Genomic DNA, 17,563 nt, shown 5'->3' with positions numbered 1-17,563 from the left:
GTATTTGGAAAAAGTTTAGATATGCAATCACGTTTAGGCAAATGTTGGTTTAGGGTATTACTTCTTGCAGCTTATGTGCTGATCACAGGTTGTAGTAAAAACGATATGCCTTTTCCAAGGTGTATATCTGCTGACTATTTTGGTCCTGAACCTATTGCAGTAAGCGCTCATTTTCCAAGCGGCCACGATGCATTTATTCCAGGAGATGGAGAAGTTATTGATCCTGAAACTGGCGAAATTAATTATGGTTTTCACCATAACCAAGTGGTGAAGTGGAAGGATACCGGACTTGAAACTAATGGAGATAGTTTAAAAGTGCGAGTTAATGGTGCATGGACATCTTGGAGTAATAATAACAAGAAGGAATCTAAAAAAGGCAGTTATACCTTACAAAGCTTGGAGCAGTTAAAATATGCAACTAAATTTGAAGGTAAACAAAGTGATAATAGTTTACCTAATTTTCACTTTGTTTGTAACGATTACCAACTTAGCATAGAAAAATTTTCAAGTAATCCGAATGCAAGTTGCACTGTAAATTGCAAGTGCATTAATGAAGATGATGGAGCAAAACGTGGTGCCCCATGTTGGTTTACTAATGGTCATGGTGCTTATCTTTTGTTTCAAAGGCCAGGTGACATTAATCCTAACGACAATCTAAAGTTAATGCGTAATCCTTCATCTCCTACTGTACATCTAGGTTATAACTCTACAGCAGAAGGCGAAAGCGGACTTTTTACTTTAGACAAAGATAGCACTAAATTAAAGGACAGAAATTGTAACCCAGTGAAATTAGAAAAGGGATGGAAAATATATGTAAAAATATTAGATAGATATTACTTAGATAATGCAGGTGGCTACTCTTTTGAGTTCTTAAGTGGAGTGCAGCAGCCAAGTAGTTTTGGGTTTTTTGATTACATTTATCACTATCTAAAATGTGTATTATTGATTAACAAAAATTGTGAAAGGCATTTTAACAGTAACGAACCTGCAGCTGCACAAGCTATGTTTCAAAATATAGCTGAGCATAGCACGAGCTTTCATAATTTTGTTCTTTCCTTGCTTGTTCTATTTGTAATGATTTCATCGCTTCTTTATCTTTTTGGCATGATACGAGAAACTAAGCATGATATGCTCATCAGAATGATGAAAATCACTCTAGTAATAGTGCTTATATCTCCTGGAAGTTTTAGATTTTTCTATGATCATTTTCTTGTTTTATTCGTCAAAGGCCTTGAACAATTGATAAGCATAATTACTAATTTTGCTCCCAACATGAACAACGGAAGTATTGCTCAAGGAGATGAAGCTAAGTTGTTTAGATTCATGGAGGGCATGTTCAATAAGTTTTTTGCTTATTCTGTTTGGAAAAAATTTGCAGCGTTTTTACATTATCAGATGTGGGCAAGCCTACTTATGATACCGGCAATTTTCATAGGGATTGTGCTATACTTCTTGCTGTGCTTATATGCTTACATAATATTTCTCTCTGGCTTCATGGGTATAGCTTTTCTTATAGCTATCATGCCACTGTTCCTGATCTCTATTTTATTTTCACCGCTGAAAAGTCTATTTGAAGGTTGGATAAAATTCTGCATCAGTTTTTGTTTACAATCGATTATGATATTTGCTCTCTTGTCATTACTGGCTTCCATTATAATGAATACCTTTTATAGGCAGTTAGGTTTTACTGTATGCTACAATAAATGGTTTGAGGTAAGGTTGTGCATTCCAAAATTGTTTTGCATCATTGATAAGCAGTACTTTGGTTGGACTCCAGGGCAAATTTTTGTACCTTACACTATCGGAGAAGCTTCCCCACTGAATGTGGATAAAAGTATAGAAGGTATAGAAAAGATAAGCAGAGAAGGTGGTACAATAAAATTTACTGGCGGTGCTGGGTATATCCCTCTTCCACCGGATTACATAAAAGGTTTTCGTTATATAGATTACCCTTTCTTTAATCCAATTCCTGAAACTAAAGATAATCCAGCAGACCACTATATTGCAGAAAGTGATATGGTAGTTAGTAATGGCTGCAGTGCAAAAGATCTAGTACGCTTAACAAATAGTTTATCCCATGCATCAGAGAGGGCTGACATTATATTACTGATCAACAATATAGAGAAAAGGATAGGTGATGTTAGTGAAATAATAAAACGCTACTGTCAAGATATAAACAAATGCAATAGTTATAGGGAAATAATTAATGAAATAAGATCTTTAGTGCGGAGTGCGGTAGAAAAACAAGGTTGTAGAATACTGAAACTTCATGATTTATATAAGGATCCCAACAGTAAATACTGCCAGAAATGTAAAGATTGTGAGAATTGCAAAAATTATCAAGATAATAGCGATTACCAAAGGGTACAAGACATACAGAGAGGTTATTTAATCAATGCAGGGGAAATCTTTGTGTTATTCTTGCTTTCATTTTTAATGTTCTGCTTACGCACGTTCGTACAACAAATGGGCTCAAGTATCGCTGGTGGTGGATACAGCGTCTACAATATATCTAGTATGTATCAGGCATCGCCTTTGACTGGCATAATGGAAGGATTCAAACAGCAGTGGCAAAAGTTTGCCGGTGGAAAACTAGAGTCTTTAGGCAGTTGGGCTACTCATTTACCGGATAGATTAGCCGGAGGTGCAGCTAATTTATTAGGCAGGATACCAAGAGTTGGAGGAGTGCTAAAATACGCTATTGATGTGCCACGTAAATTTGTAGGTGCTACTATTGAAGCAACAAAATTTGTGACATCGCCTGAAAATGACGTCGATAAGCTTGAGAAAAAAATTTACAAGGCGTTTGGAGTTGATGAAGAAGATATTACACACAGAAGAATTGGTAAATATTTGGATTATTATAAAGGGTATGTAGGATCACATTTGGGTTATACAATAGAAGATGCTATGAAGTTTACTTGGGAGCATGGCCTTGACTCTATAGGAAAGGATGGCTATAACCATAACCTACTCTATAGAGCAAAATCACATAGACGGGAATTCTTGGAGAAGCTTCATGATTACACTATCGGTCGCAAAAGGACGCCAGAAAAGCATAAGGATGAAGGTAGTGATAGCCAATCTAGTGCGCCAGATTCGAAAACCTCAAGTGAATCAGCAAGGAATTTATCAAAAGACAAAGACCAGCCAAATGAATCAATAAAAAGAGGGGTACCGGATGAGCCAAGAGAAAGAGATAGGAATGAGGATGACAATGGCGAGTNNAATCATAACTTTAAAGGACTAAAATATTATGGTTTGCAGCAAGACGAAGACGGTAACATAAAGTTAAATGACTACGACGACATTTTAAATGCGCGTAGGGCGAGAGTAGATCTACTATTAGACAACACACCAGACAACAATATCGACCTCACTAGGTTAAATAAAGCTTTGAGTGAGAAATTTGTAGATAATCATAGTTTATCGTCTGAATTTGATAAGGAAGATCAAGAAATTGCGCAGGAAGAGCTTAAGGCGTTTAACATTTTAGATAACCTTAATAATCTTGCAAATATTAAAAGTGAAGATCTACTCGAGGTTAGTTTATTACTATCTGATCTTAGCTTCATAGAGAGAAATGTTGTGCTAAATACCGATCAGAATTCAGATTTAGCAGAGTTTAAAAGCCTATTTATTGAAAAAAAGGCATCTGGTGAGGAATATAGTAATGAAGAATGTAAAGGCTTTCTAGATGATATAGATAAAATCAATACTATAATTAAGTTAGAATTAGAAAGCAGAATTGAAGGGATAAATCGTGATGAAAGAAATGATTATGATGGTTTACAAGATGAGATTGGTCAAGCAATAAATGCAGCAGGCAAATCAAAGAAAAACAACTGATGGTCTTGTATTTGTATTCTTCTTGTAAGTAACTCTGGTAGCTTCTTTCTATTAAACTGCTAAAAGCCATATTGACATTAATCTTATAGTATAAATAATTAATTATTTTGGAGCTCATTTAGTATGCTACGCATTATTGCAGGCAAATATCGCGGAAGAAAAATAACTACAGGCAAGCACTTAGCTGCACGACCAACTATGAGTATTGTTCGAGAAGCAATATTTAGCATGCTTTCCTCAAGAAAACCTATTTATAATTTGAATGTACTTGATTTGTTCTGTGGTAGTGGCTCTTTTTCATTTGAAGCGCTTTCTCGCGGTGCTAAACATGCGTTCATGGTGGATTCAGATTATTACAATTTGCAACTGCCTAAAAAAACAGCAGAAGATTTTGGAATTACGGACAATGTTACGCTAATTTGTTGCAGTGCTAACTGCTTACCAAAACCTATTTCAAAGTGCAACATAGTTTTTATAGACCCACCTTATAATAGTAATTTAGTTGAATCAACGTTGAATGGATTAGCTCACTCAGGCTGGTTAAGCAATGATGCATTGATAATTCTAGAGATTAGGAAAAACGAAGGTTTTGAGTGCAATAAAAATTTTGGTGTAATTCTGGAACGTACTTACGGTATAGCAAGAATAATTTTTCTTTCTCTATTAACTTAAACTGTATCCGTTCAGCGGAGTGGCAGAATAAGGTAGACAAGGTGATCTAAAAAGATAATCATAGAGTAAAAATGTGGTAAACCTTTTAGAGCATGTCTTCAAACTAAGTAGAAAGGAGTTAAGTTAAGTGTGTTATAAGATATATTTTAAATGTACCCAAGCGATATAAGTGACAAAGAATGGAAGATGATAGAGCAATATTTTGAACCTAAAAAGACCGGCAGACCAAGAAAACACAGTATCAGAACGATTATCGATGCAATAAGGTATGTGATGAGAACAGGCTGTCAATGGAGACAACTACCTAAGAATTTTCCACCATGGAAAACCGTGTATAGTTGTAATTCGCGTTTAAAAAAAGTGGAATATGGCAAGAAATTCATGATTTTCTAGTTAAAAAACTAAGAAAGATAATTGGTAAGAATGAAACTCCATCAGTAGGAATAATTGACAGTCAATCAGTAAAAACCACTCAAAAAGGGGATCCAGAGGATATGATGCTGGCAAGAAAGTAAAGGGTAGAAAACGCCACATCGTTGTAGATACTCTAGGTCTTGTAATTGCTGCTGAAGTACACAGTGCAAGCATTCAAGATCGTGATGGTGCACTAAATCTTTTTGTTCAAGCCAAATGCAAAGCTCCAACATTACGTAAGTTTTTTGCTGATCAAGGATATACAGGTAAATTGCAAAACCGCTGTTTATTGGAAACTGGATGTTTGTTGACGATTACCAAGAAAGTAGTTGATACAGGATTTCAGGTTATTCCTAAACGTTGGATTGTTGAGAGAACCTTTGCTTGGCTCTCCAATTTTAGACGTATGAGTAAGGATTATGAGCATTCTCCTCTCACTTCAAAAAATAACATCTTTTTTAATATGATCACTATTATGCTTCACAAATTAGCTCATTCTTGAGTTTGAAGACATGCTCTTAGGAATAACCTGAAATCCTGTATCAACTACTTTCTTGGTAATCGTCAACAAACATCCAGTTTCCAATAAACAGCGGTTTTGCAATTTACCTGTATATCCTTGATCAGCAAAAAACTTACGTAATGTTGGAGCTTTGCATTTGGCTTGAACAAAAAGATTTAGTGCACCATCACGATCTTGAATGCTTGCACTGTGTACTTCAGCAGCAATTACAAGACCTAGAGTATCTACAACGATGTGGCGTTTTCTACCCTTTACTTTCTTGCCAGCATCATATCCTCTGGATCCCCTTTTTGAGTGGTTTTTACTGATTGACTGTCAATTATTCCTACTGATGGAGTTTCATTCTTACCAATTATCTTTCTTAGTTTTTTAACTAGAAAATCATGAATTTCTTGCCATATTCCACTTTTTTTAAACGCGAATTACAACTATACACGGTTTTCCATGGTGGAAAATTCTTAGGTAGTTGTCTCCATTGACAGCCTGTTCTCATCACATACCTTATTGCATCGATAATCGTTCTGATACTGTGTTTTCTTGGTCTGCCGGTCTTTTTAGGTTCAAAATATTGCTCTATCATCTTCCATTCTTTGTCACTTATATCGCTTGGGTACATTTAAAATATATCTTATAACACACTTCTTAACTCCTTTCTACTTAGTTTGAAGACATGCTCTAAACGTTGGATTGTTGAGAGAACCTTTGCTTGGCTCTCCAATTTTAGACGTATGAGTAAGGATTATGAGCATTCTCCTCTCACTTCAAAAAATAACATCTTTTTTAATATGATCACTATTATGCTTCACAAATTAGCTCATTCTTGAGTTTGAAGACATGCTCTTAGAACTTTGCAAAAATTTACAGCAAAAAATAGAAAAGTTAGAAGCAAAAATAGAAAGGCTGGAAAGAGAGAATGAAAGTTTAAAAGCAGAGAACAAGGCTTTAAAGATAGAGAACGCTGAATTAAAGGAAANNGTAAACTCGAAAAATTCATCTCTACCAAGCTCTAGAGAGTTGTACAAAATAAAAAAGGACAAGCCAAAGAGCGACAGAAACGTTGGTGGTCAGGTTGGTCATAAAGGGAGTTTTCGCGCCAAAATGGATGCAGATGAGGTGATAAAAGTAAAGTTGTCATCTACTTGTGAATGCGGAGGAGAGATTGCAATATGCAAGGGACCATACATTCATCAAAAAGTTGATTTGCCAGCTTATGTTGTGGAATACCAATNNGGCCGCTGTTGCAAGTGTGGAAAAAGAAAAAGTAGCAGGCTACCAGAAGGTGNNGATACATTTGGTTCAAAAGTTAAGTCAACAATCGCGGCGCTGAGCGGATTTTACAAGAACTCGAAAAGAGAAGTAGAAAATATTATAAAAAATATTTTCAACCTGGACATCAGTGTTGGTAGCGTGTCAAATAGCGAGGCTAGAGTTGCAGAANAATGCCAAGAAGCGTATGAGCAAATCGAGCAAGAAGTAAGTAAAAGTGAAGTTCTGCATATCGATGNNCATTATAACAAAGGTAAACTTGGTTGGTGCTGGATGTTTACGACTAATAGAGCAAGTTTTATAAAATTGACAGAGTCAAGAGGAATGAAGGTTTTACAAAATAGTAAGTTCTGCAATCGCAATANNGTAACTGACAGGTACGCAGCATACAACTACTTTGCCGATAAAAACAGGCAAATCTGTTGGGCACATTTATCAAGAGATTTTGAAAGGTTAGCGCATAGTTGGAACATTGAAGTTAAAGTTCTGGNNTTAAGAAACGTAGCCACTGAATTATTTGCACTGAAAAAAGCTTTACTAAAAAGTGAAATAGATGTTTTAAGATTTACTAGACGTGCCAGAAAGTTGCGAAAACGTACAAGGTATTACTTGAAGCNNCACTTACCTGAAGTAATTGGAGCTTCTCGAGTTGCAAAAAATATTTTGAAATCTGAAAGAATGATGTGGAATTTTTAGATGACCCAGCCGCTGACAAACAACCATGCTGAACGGCAAATTCGGCATTATGTCGTTTACCGCAAAAATTCGTATTTTACACAATCAGAACTAGGAAACACATTCCTCGAACGGATAATTTCATTATACTTAACTTGGAAACAAAAGGNNCCTTTCCAAAACCTCTTATCTATTGTCTCTTAAACCACTCTGCTGAACGGATACCTTAAACTTGTATATGCTTTTCATTGATGGGTTTCAGTTCTATTTTCGTCAAGCTTTCGGAGATACTACTTTTTGGGTAGTCTTCTAGATTAAAATTGCTATTAAATTCACCTTCCAACAAATATTTATGTGCTTTTTCGATAAACTGCTTCTCCTTTTCTTCGTATCTTGTTGCATTACCGTTATCCTGACGGTGAATCAAATGTTCTTTGTAATCAGCATGAATATTTTTGCTCTTACACTCCGTGTTTTGAGGATCGTGTTCAAGTACTATATTTTGTCTGAACAGTTTTCCGTTAGTTAATTGATCGCAAAGTTTGTTAACAAGTTGCATGTCTTCTGGGATTACTTTATCTCCTTTCCTGCCAACAATCAGCACAGGACATTTTGTATTCTTTACAATTTCCAGTGAATTAAAATCTAATCCACAATGTCTAAACCAGAAATTTAAAAGCATTGAGGGAAGCCATTTCACTAAACTCTCAGGAGAATCTCTGACTGTGTCCTTAAGTGAGCTATAAGAATTGCTGTGAATTAGTGTCAAATAAATCCCTTGCTTTTCAAACCTTTTTAAAACTTCTGCTGCAATTCCTCCTCCAAGAGAATTAGTATCCAAAATTACATCGTTTGGATGCACACCTTTTACAAGTAACATGTTTACCATTGCCATTCCAGCCTGAACTAACTTTTCACCGTTTGTTAGAAATTTATATAGTGCTACAACCTTTTCTCTTTTCAAAAAGAATTCAATAATATCTTCTATATCTTTGTTTTTTTTCTGANNCTCCTGATCATGAGCTTCTGCACTTGTTTCTGATTTTTCGCCTACAAGTTTATTTTTAAAGCATTTTATCCACTCAGGACCGAATTCATTTTCCAAAAAGCTTTTTATTTTATGTATGATAAACCTTTCCTTAACAAAATTAAAAAATACCCATAAGCAAAGTACGACAAAACATATGGTAGCCAAAATTGATAGCACTACCGACGTAAAAACTAATCCCGTAAGCACCTTTTTTGATTTTTGATTCTGGTGTGCCAAGTATAACAACACAATAAAAGCAGTAGACGATATAGCAAAACATAAATATATTGATACTATTCTCCTATTGAATTTTTTNTCTTCAGAATTTAATTCTTTTTGAAAGAATTCTGAATTAACAATACTAGAGAAATAGGGATAGTCAAAATAATGCTTAACTAACTTACTTTCTTGCCCCTTAAGTGCATTTTTACCAAGAGCGTTAACTTTAATACACCCCAATACTCCAAAAAAGTTTATCACGTGTTTTGCATTTTCCTCTGGCTTGATATTACCATCAGTGTAATAAATAACTCTCATTTTATCGTTAATGAATATTTAGTTACTTTAACATAAAAATTAAAAAAAAATCAAGAGAATATGAGTTATCAAAAAACTAGTATAATAAAAGACCTATAAGAAATTTCCTATGATTCCTTGTAAGCGAGTTTTGAATTTTTGAAATGTCATGACATTGTTGATACGTTTGTCAAGAAACGATAAAGTATCTGCAAAATCTTCTGAATAATCATTAATAAAAAAGAGTATTGTACTTAAGTATACTCCAGCTAATATTGCTCTTTTTGTATAGTAGTTAAAATCTGTTGATTGATCATGAATGCCATACCAAATTGCGCTAATAGTTCTGTATAAAAGTTTACTAGAAAAATATGTATTTTTTGGTGATACAGAGAATAATAAAACATTTTTTAAAAGTTCTTTATAATTCGGTAGCTTAGCGTAGTTTGAAAGGCGTATTTGAATAGCTAACTTTACTCGCTCTCGCACTTTCATATCTTCTAAATTAGAATTTCTTAGTTCAGCTTCCATTGAGCTATTTAAGTCCTCTGCTATGTACTCCAAAGCGCTATATATTCCATTCTGAAATTTGCAAAAGCTATTAGCTAGATTAAGGTCTGTGCACACCTTTAATAGGGTTTCATCGCTTATTCCTTCAAATGGAATAACCCTAATTAGCTTATCTATTATTAACTTTTGTTCCACGTAGCATTATACTAAACAGCATGTGTGATTGTACCTGAGATTTTCAAACATTCTACAAAATGCCTCACCACGTTCCTCAAAATTTTTCCATTGATCAAAAGAAGCACACGCGGGAGAAAGTAATATAGTTACTTCTTCTTTGCTATTTAAGGCCTCTTCAAAAGCTAGTTTAAGTGCGTTTTTCAAATTGCAACATTTCACAAAATCTACTTTATTCTCCATAGTGTTTGCAAAGGCTTCGGTTGATTCCCCAATAAGAAAAGCTTTTCTAATCCTTGTAAAATGCTTGCTTAATGATTCTATTCCACCCTCTTTACTTTTTCCACCAACAATCCAATATATGTTTTCATAAGATAAGATCGCCTTTTCGCTCGACTTGGCATTAGTTGCTTTGCTATCGTTCACGAAAAACACATTTCTTATTTTGCCAAGTAGTTCATTTCTGTGCTCCAGTCCTGAAAAGGATTTGATTCCATTGATAATAGTGTTGCTATTTATTTTAAGCAGCTTACATACGGCATATGCGGCTGCTATGTTCTCTGCGTTGGATATTAGGTTTATTTTCACGTTGCTTAATGATAAGCTATGATTCTCTAGTTTTCCAGTGTCCCGGCACTGGGATGACAGAAAAAGTGGCTGGAAGGGTGACACCGAAGCTGAGATTGGAATTTTGTTTCCAGTGAATTTGTTGAATATATCAGCAGTAATCTCATTGTCACATCCTATCACGGCAATCTCACTACCGTTTATCAGTTTTAATTTAGTTGCTATGTAGTTCTCCATACTTCCATGCCTATCTATGTGATCTGGTGTAATATTGAGCAATACTGCGATATCCACATTGATTTCATTCATCAGCTCCAATTGAAAAGAGGAAAACTCAATTACATAAATTTCTGCATCTCTTTCTAGATTCAAAACAGGAACGCCTAAATTTCCACCAATAGCTACTTTTTTCCCTGCAGATTTTAATATGTGTCCTATTAGTGATGTAGTGGTTGATTTACCATTTGTTCCTGTGACGCCTATTACCTTCTGGTTTGTAGTTTTAGCTTCAAGAAATAGCTCAATGTCTGATTTTATTTTGCAATCAAAGCTTCTTGCAAGTTTTACTATCCAATGCGTCTCTGTTGGCACTCCAGGGCTTAAAACCAATGCATTGATCTCATACCAATTATATTCCTTGGGATGAATAAAATTACATTTTTTATACATCATTTTTGCATTTGCTATTTGCTCTTCATGATCATCCCATGCATATATTCTTGCACCACTATTTATTAGGGCGTTAATGTTGGATAAACCAGTTTTACCAAGACCAAAAACCGCGACGTCTTGATTTTTGTATTTGTTTAGTTGCACTGTTAGATAACTTATGCGAACCATTTTATAAAGATATCGTACAAACTACAACAGAATTCTTGCATAGGTCTCAACTGACCTTACCCAGAAAAAGTAGAACCTTTGAAGTGGTTGACTAAAATAGACTATTCGCCAGACTCTGTGGACAAAATTTTAGAGAAGCCAAATGAGAGTCTACACGAAATTTAAAAAGCCCATAAAAACTTCAGAGGTTTTGTCAAAGCGAGAGAAAAGACTTTTAAGCCTCTTATGAGTAACTATTTATCACGCAGTTGATCTATGGATATAATACTACCATTTGATAATTTTTCAGTACATTTTTCACTTTTGTATTCTTTATCAGAATCGATACTAAATATTAAAACATCTCCTGAAATTTTATCACGAAACTCACTAATAGCAAAAAACGGTATAGTAATTCGCTCTTGTTTTCCTTGAAAACTCAAACTAACGCTAAATTTATCCTCAGAAACTTTTAAATCATAGAATTGATGCTGTAATATGATAAGCATTTGAGTAGGGTATGACTTTTTCAAATAATCTGGTATGGTCACACCATTAAAATATGTGAAAAATAATATTTCTAAGTGAGGGGTAAAACCATTACCTGATATAACATCTAAAGCCTTTTTGATAATTTGAAACTTAACAGAATTAAGCAATTTTTTGTAATCTGTTTGTTCCATATAACTTTTACATACGTAAATTTTGGGGAACTTCTGTTACCCGGCGTTCCCTGAACCGTGCTTATAGCAATGAAGTTATAGTGCTTAAATTAAGCAGCTATTGCATCGACATTGTCTTCAGCAGCAAAATTATCGTTTGCATTTAAATTATGAACTCTTAGCGGTGGTGTCTAACCGAGCAAAGCTACCATCTTTACTATGCATGTCGATCCTTATTCGCCCCCATATAAATTAAAAAACATGGTGGAGGCGCCGAGTACTGCCCTCGGGTCCAATACACCTATTACAAGGTAATTTTATTGCTATAGTACACAAAACATACATAGCTATTATATAGCAACATTAAATAAATGTCAAGATATTTGAGCTTCGGTTGATTGATAGCTAAAACAAAATTCAGTAAAAAATTACTTCGCCTGTTTATCCTAAGGTTCACTGCCATTCAGTTGAGGAAAGAATGGTTAAAAACTGAACTAAAAAGTCAGAAATAATTATGGAGAGAAAAGTATCCATTGGTTGTAAAATCGTGGCAGAATAATTGGATCCGGCTATTTTAAGTATTCTGAGGAGGCTAATTTAATCCTATTGAGGGGTTGCATATACAGATTAGAAAATTCACTAAAACTAAGGGCTCATTTACTAGCTTGTATAAACAGGTATATTGTGCTATAAAGAAGGCAGAGGAAAAGTGGACGATGCCTATATCTGATTGGGCATTAACTATCTCTCAACTTGATATTTTCTTTCCAGATAGATTGAAAATTGAGTTGAACTAAAAATGCGGTTTGACACACTTTTTTGAACCATACGCGTCAAGTTAAGAGATTGTGAGCAAATTTAGGGAAGTTAAGGTGGACACTCTAGTTCTCCTATACTTGTCTTTCAATGAAAATTGAGACCAAGTTTTGGTAAGCTTTTTAAGGAAAATTTTCAAGTTATTAATTTTATTATTTAGTGCCAAAAGTAACCCTCTAACCCGCCTTTTGAACTCAATAAATGCCTTTGTTAAGCTAAGTTCTGTATTTTTTTCCAGTTCTGTACAACTAACCATTCCATGGAATATAAGAATTGCACACAATTTAGCATATAATTCACATAGTACCCTGTATGGCTTTCCTTTTAGCTCATCAAGCTTTATATGGCTCTTATATAATTTAAATAATTTGCCACCTTACCCTGTAAATTGTTAATACTTGCTCAGCACTCATTTTTCTATCTGGAGCATTAGTTATGAATATTGACCAACTCAGTAACTTTTGGTTCTTTCTGGAAGATGTGTATCCATGTGATTTCGCTAATCTAGTAGCCTTCCTTCTTCTAGCCATAGACTGTTCTTCAGTTAGCTTTTGACATATAATTCTTACTCTAATCTTTGCCTCTTTTCCCAATAATACTTCACTTTCTAGAAACAATTTATCCTCTAAACATTCCAATAACTCTATTTTTTGACCTGTTTCTATATCATATATGTTGGTATCAACGACTTATAAAATAAGCCCCTATTTCATCAATTTGTTTGAAAGAACTTGGTACAAAATAACCTAGATCAGATATTATCAAATCATTGTTCGATATATTGCTTAAATGTTTTCTATATCCTTGATCTGACCTTATTCCCTCTGTTATGTTAAGTTGGTCTAACGTTTGATTTAGGTAATCAAAAACCAATTGCAACTTTATTCCAGATCTAGTATTACTTTCATAACCACTGTAACTAGTGCCATACCCTTTATACATGTTTTCCATACTGTTAGGCAGGCTAATATAGCTACATCCAATAACTTGACGCTTTTGAATTGCTGCAATATTCTGCAATCAACTTGCAAGGTATTGTTAAATAAAACCATAGATTCATTATACATTCTTTTCATAAACTCCACTGCTTCTTTAGTAAACCTAAAATCTAAACCCTGTTTCGTTATTACTACAGATTCTTCATTTAATAATTGGCACATTGCATCTATGCTGCAATTTTCAATTCCTATATTGCCAAAAATTATAGCTTTTATGAATGATGAACCGCTCAGTTTTCTCTTCCTTTTTATAAATCCTGTTTCAATTGATACCTCATCTGCCCTTTTATTAAAAAATTTGTTGAGGTTATTTGATAGGCAAGTTATCTTATTCATCATTGGTTCTCTCACTAAAAACATATTTGGGAGAACTTATACCTTATTATTCTGTCTTTTTTTATACCTTCTTTCCTTAACTTGACGCGTATGGTTCATTTAACACTCCCTTTTGCGCTGACTGGAATCTAGTAAACCTTTAGCTATATTATGTTATTGTCTCCTGGATCACTTGATAATTCTAATACAACTGTTTGGTCAGATTCAGATGATGATTGTATTGGCTCATCAGACCCAAACAAACATGAAAAAAACCCACCAAAAAATGATGCAATTAATGAAAAAGGCTTCATAAGTATACTAAACAAACTACCAAAAAAAGAGCTAGGCTGTTCTTCTGTTTGTGCAGGTTCTGTAGAAACAGGCTGTGCAGGTTCTGTGGAAACAGGCTGTGCAGGTTCTTTGGGAACAACAGGCTGTGCAGATTCTTTGGGAGCAACAGGCTGTGCAGGTTCTGTGGAAACAGGCTGTGCAGGTTCTTTGGGAGCAACATCTTCTTCTTCCTCCTTCTCCTTTTGAACCCCTTCACTATCCTTCAGTGATTCATCCACTGGATTAGATTTTTCTGTGGGTTGCAATAGAGTTTTTATTTCGTCATCAGTGGCCAAATTGAAAGCAGTCTTTCCATCTTCATCTACTGCATTAACGTTGATTCCATCTTTTCCCAATAGGGCTTCTACTACCTCTTTATGGCCATTTGCAGCAGCCAAATGTAGAGGAGTCCTACCACGATTATCTACTACATCAACCTTCGCCTCTTTATTTAATAGCATTTCTATCATGTCTTTTCTGCCATATTTGGCAGCTAAATGTAAAGGAGTCCTGCCACTGTTATCTGCTATATCAACCTTCGCCTCTTTATTTAATAGCATTTCTACCATGTCTTTTCTGCCATATTTGGCAGCTAAATGTAAAGGGGTTCTACCATTTGTGTTTACTGCATTAACATCATAAGATGGATTTCCTAATAACCCTTTTAAAAGAGGTTCATCGTTCATGTAAACAGCGTTATGTAACATACTCCCTGCTTTGTAAAGCTCTTCTTCTTTAATAAATGCTTCTTTTATCGGGTTATTGTCAATACCGTCGGATCCGTTTGTGTAGGATACATCAGTAAAATTCTTTACATTGTTTTCACCGATACCAGCTTTTATCTCTATATAACCTTTGTTAATTTCAGCAAAACTTTTTTTTAATGATTGGTAACGATCAATAATTTTCTTTTCTATTGATTGATGAGATTCTTTGATATCTTCTATAATCTTATTTACTTCTGTTGGTGAGAAGTTATAAACTTGGGGGTTGTTAAGGAAAGATTCCTCATCATCCGAAGAAACAAAGAGTGGAGGATATACACGATAATTAAAGTCTTTATATTTAAATGTAAGTGGTCCAGTTCCTATTAAATCTATTGTATAATCTCTATCAAGTTGTGATAAGAGATTATTCCATTTATCTTGGTTAAACTGATCGATATCAAGCCATGAGTAAACTAACACTTTACCTTGAACGCCTCCAAATCTTACATGAATACTGTTCTTCCAGTGCTTCTCTTGACCGCCTTCTATTTCTCTTTTTTTGAACTTGTCAGTATCAAGATTTGTAATATCAAAAATATCGATCCACACACTCTTGATATTATTGTCAGTGTGTTCCGAGAAGATTTTTCTAACCTGATCAATATTTTCAGCTAAATTCGTTCTTTCACCCCCATTTAGATAGCAATGAGAGTTTATCACAATGCTAGTTAGTTTATCTTGGTAATCATGGTTTAATATTTGGCTATCAGAAAAATATTTACTTTTAGCATAGGATTTTCCTTCTTCTCTAATACTTACACTTAAATTATTACTCATTCTACACCTCCTATAAAATTATATTATCACGGCAAAATCATTAATAACCCATAAACTCTATGTTCCTGGATCACGCAAATAATGCCCGTGTTTTTCAGTATATTTGAGCCGGCTGTACATAAGAATCGCAATTGTAGAGCATATTATTGTTAATAGTAAATTTGGTAAAATACCATAGCGAAAAAATTTTCCTACTATATATATTCCAATGGCCCCAAACATCATATTGCAGAATGAGAGGACTGCACTACCAAGCCCTATACCTTTGATCGTTTCTAAAGCAGAAGTTACGTTATTGCTTATTATTAATGCAAGTCCGATATTGGCTGGAATCCAGGCAACTTGAAGAATGAATATATTCAACTTGTCCACGAAATAAAAATATACCAATAAACTATCGGATATTATCGGTAACACCAAACCTATTATTAGCATTTTGCTCACCCCTATTTTCGGCACATATCTTCTATTAATTAAAGTTCCAATTATGTAAAATATGACTATGATCGATATGAGGTAGCCAAAATACTGTACTTCAATGCCCATCGATTCAAATATGAAAGGGTAGTTAGCAATGTATGCCCAAAGCCACATGAAAGTTAATCCATGAATGGCTGAAAACCCAAGAAAACGATAATTTCTAAATATTGATATATATTGCTTGAAGATATTAACAATCACATTAGTTGTACTTTTATTCACAGTGAGTGTTTCTTGTAACTTAAAGTAAATAAAAATAAGCATAGCAATTGCCGCAAGTGATATAATAAAAAACAAAAATTTCCAACTATATCCATGTGAAATTATATAACTGCCCACCACTGGAGCTATTCCAGGTGAGAGTGCCACTACCATATTTAACTTTGAAATTACTCTCGAGTATTCACTACCCGAGTACATATCCCTTATTGCTGCATACCCAACAACACCTGCAACACCAGCCCCTGCTCCTTGTATGAAGCGAATTAGTATCAAGAGCATAATACTGTCGGCTATATAACACATGACACTTGCCAAAGTAAAAATTGTCATACCAATCAGCATCATTGGACGCCTACCATAATGGTCCGATAATGGACCATAAATTAATCCAGACACTGCAAATCCAACTAGATTTAAGCTAATTGTAAGCTGCACTACACTGCCCTCTACTTTGAAATAATTGGCAATGCTTGGTAGTGCAACTGAGTATAGGTCAGTTGCCATATCGACAATTGCTACAGACAATATCATAATAAGAGAGATGATATTTTGCGAAAGAGCTGTTTTCACTTAATGATTTATTGGATTAAATACGCTTAATTATAGTGTATTTTTTTCATTAGTATATTAATTTAACTACTGAAATTAAGGGTAGCTATTCGAGAAAAAGCCTGTGAAGGCTCTATCCAGTAGAGTCAGTGCCATGACTACTTGGATCTAGTTTTTAATTTAACGTAATCAAGAACGTTGTGTTTTACTTTTAGAGCATGTCTTCAAACTCAAGAATGAGCTAATTTGTGAAGCATAATAGTGATCATATTAAAAAAGATGTTATTTTTTGAAGTGAGAGGAGAATGCTCATAATCCTTACTCATACGTCTAAAATTGGAGAGCCAAGCAAAGGTTCTCTCAACAATCCAACGTTTAGGAATAACCTGAAATCCTGTATCAACTACTTTCTTGGTAATCGTCAACAAACATCCAGTTTCCAATAAACAGCGGTTTTGCAATTTACCTGTATATCCTTGATCAGCAAAAAACTTACGTAATGTTGGAGCTTTGCATTTGGCTTGAACAAAAAGATTTAGTGCACCATCACGATCTTGAATGCTTGCACTGTGTACTTCAGCAGCAATTACAAGACCTAGAGTATCTACAACGATGTGGCGTTTTCTACC

12 protein-coding genes, 1 other RNA gene and 5 pseudogenes are annotated in these 17,563 nt (G+C 34.6%); 8 read left to right on the top strand and 10 right to left on the bottom strand.

The annotated features are described in order from the left end of the window. Positions 1-21 precede the first annotated feature (21 nt). From NOX90_RS02110 to NOX90_RS02090, 5 genes and pseudogenes are all read left to right on the top strand, one after another. Positions 22-3,159: pseudogene (locus NOX90_RS02110) on the top strand (type IV secretion system protein); the annotation flags it as partial. 102 nt (positions 3,160-3,261) lie between these two features. Further along, positions 3,262-3,849, top strand: a complete 588-nt coding sequence (locus tag NOX90_RS02105) for a hypothetical protein (protein ID WP_375604583.1) — start codon at positions 3,262-3,264, stop codon at positions 3,847-3,849. Positions 3,850-3,972: 123 nt separating this feature from the next. Further along, on the top strand, positions 3,973-4,521 hold the full coding sequence (rsmD, locus tag NOX90_RS02100) for a 16S rRNA (guanine(966)-N(2))-methyltransferase RsmD (protein ID WP_375604351.1): 549 nt from the start codon (positions 3,973-3,975) through the stop codon (positions 4,519-4,521). Between the two features lie 150 nt (positions 4,522-4,671). After that, on the top strand, positions 4,672-4,914 hold the full coding sequence (locus NOX90_RS02095) for a transposase (RefSeq protein ID WP_375603621.1): 243 nt from the start codon (positions 4,672-4,674) through the stop codon (positions 4,912-4,914). A 64-nt stretch (positions 4,915-4,978) separates the two neighbouring features. Continuing rightward, positions 4,979-5,437 (top strand): transposase, encoded by a 459-nt coding sequence (locus NOX90_RS02090; RefSeq protein ID WP_375604575.1) that lies wholly within the window; start codon positions 4,979-4,981, stop codon positions 5,435-5,437. A 108-nt stretch (positions 5,438-5,545) separates the two neighbouring features. Here NOX90_RS02090 and NOX90_RS02085 read toward each other — a convergent pair. Together NOX90_RS02085 and NOX90_RS02080 are read right to left on the bottom strand one after the other, a co-directional pair. Beyond that, positions 5,546-5,767: pseudogene (locus NOX90_RS02085) on the bottom strand (transposase); the annotation flags it as partial. 64 nt (positions 5,768-5,831) lie between these two features. Next, positions 5,832-6,074: a transposase gene (locus NOX90_RS02080; protein WP_375603621.1), complete on the bottom strand. Its 243-nt coding sequence runs from the start codon at positions 6,072-6,074 to the stop codon at positions 5,832-5,834. Between the two features lie 46 nt (positions 6,075-6,120). On the opposite strand from NOX90_RS02080, the gene NOX90_RS02075 reads away from it, so the two are divergent. Continuing rightward, entirely contained in the window at positions 6,121-6,282 is a 162-nt protein-coding gene (locus NOX90_RS02075) for a transposase (protein WP_375604350.1), read from the top strand. A 10-nt stretch (positions 6,283-6,292) separates the two neighbouring features. Further along, a pseudogene (tnpC, locus tag NOX90_RS02070) lies at positions 6,293-7,603 on the top strand (IS66 family transposase). 1,456 nt (positions 7,604-9,059) lie between these two features. Here tnpC and NOX90_RS02065 read toward each other — a convergent pair. The 4 genes from NOX90_RS02065 to ssrA all read right to left on the bottom strand — a co-directional run bounded on the left by NOX90_RS02065 (position 9,060) and on the right by ssrA (position 12,059). Then, positions 9,060-9,650, bottom strand: coding sequence for a COQ9 family protein (locus NOX90_RS02065; protein ID WP_375604349.1), 591 nt, complete (start codon positions 9,648-9,650; stop codon positions 9,060-9,062). Between the two features lie 6 nt (positions 9,651-9,656). Beyond that, positions 9,657-11,036: a UDP-N-acetylmuramoyl-L-alanine--D-glutamate ligase gene (gene murD, locus NOX90_RS02060; RefSeq protein WP_375604348.1), complete on the bottom strand. Its 1,380-nt coding sequence runs from the start codon at positions 11,034-11,036 to the stop codon at positions 9,657-9,659. Positions 11,037-11,269: 233 nt separating this feature from the next. Then, entirely contained in the window at positions 11,270-11,698 is a 429-nt protein-coding gene (locus NOX90_RS02055) for a ClpXP protease specificity-enhancing factor SspB (RefSeq protein ID WP_375604347.1), read from the bottom strand. Between the two features lie 21 nt (positions 11,699-11,719). Further along, positions 11,720-12,059: a transfer-messenger RNA gene (gene ssrA, locus NOX90_RS02050) on the bottom strand. 133 nt (positions 12,060-12,192) lie between these two features. Between ssrA and NOX90_RS02045 the strand changes: the two are divergent. Continuing rightward, a pseudogene (locus tag NOX90_RS02045) lies at positions 12,193-12,474 on the top strand (IS256 family transposase); the annotation flags it as partial. Between the two features lie 41 nt (positions 12,475-12,515). Here NOX90_RS02045 and NOX90_RS02040 read toward each other — a convergent pair. The 4 genes and pseudogenes from NOX90_RS02040 to NOX90_RS02025 all read right to left on the bottom strand — a co-directional run bounded on the left by NOX90_RS02040 (position 12,516) and on the right by NOX90_RS02025 (position 17,548). Next, positions 12,516-13,827 (bottom strand): annotated as a pseudogene (locus NOX90_RS02040) (IS4 family transposase). A gap of 143 nt (positions 13,828-13,970) precedes the next feature. Further along, complete coding sequence (locus NOX90_RS02035) at positions 13,971-15,683, bottom strand: ankyrin repeat domain-containing protein (RefSeq protein ID WP_375604346.1); 1,713 nt, start codon at positions 15,681-15,683, stop codon at positions 13,971-13,973. Positions 15,684-15,740: 57 nt separating this feature from the next. Beyond that, the gene (locus tag NOX90_RS02030; protein WP_375604345.1) at positions 15,741-16,916 is read right to left on the bottom strand and encodes a multidrug effflux MFS transporter; all 1,176 of its coding nucleotides are present in this window, start codon (positions 16,914-16,916) and stop codon (positions 15,741-15,743) included. 248 nt (positions 16,917-17,164) lie between these two features. Next, positions 17,165-17,548 carry a transposase gene (locus tag NOX90_RS02025; RefSeq protein ID WP_375604573.1) on the bottom strand — a complete coding sequence of 128 codons (384 nt, stop codon included), beginning with the start codon at positions 17,546-17,548 and terminating at the stop codon, positions 17,165-17,167. Positions 17,549-17,563 lie beyond the last annotated feature (15 nt).

Source organism: Wolbachia endosymbiont of Anurida maritima (assembly GCF_042182995.1).
In the GTDB taxonomy this organism is placed as follows: Bacteria; Pseudomonadota; Alphaproteobacteria; order Rickettsiales; family Anaplasmataceae; genus Wolbachia.
This window is presented reverse-complemented; position numbering and strand designations above follow the sequence as displayed.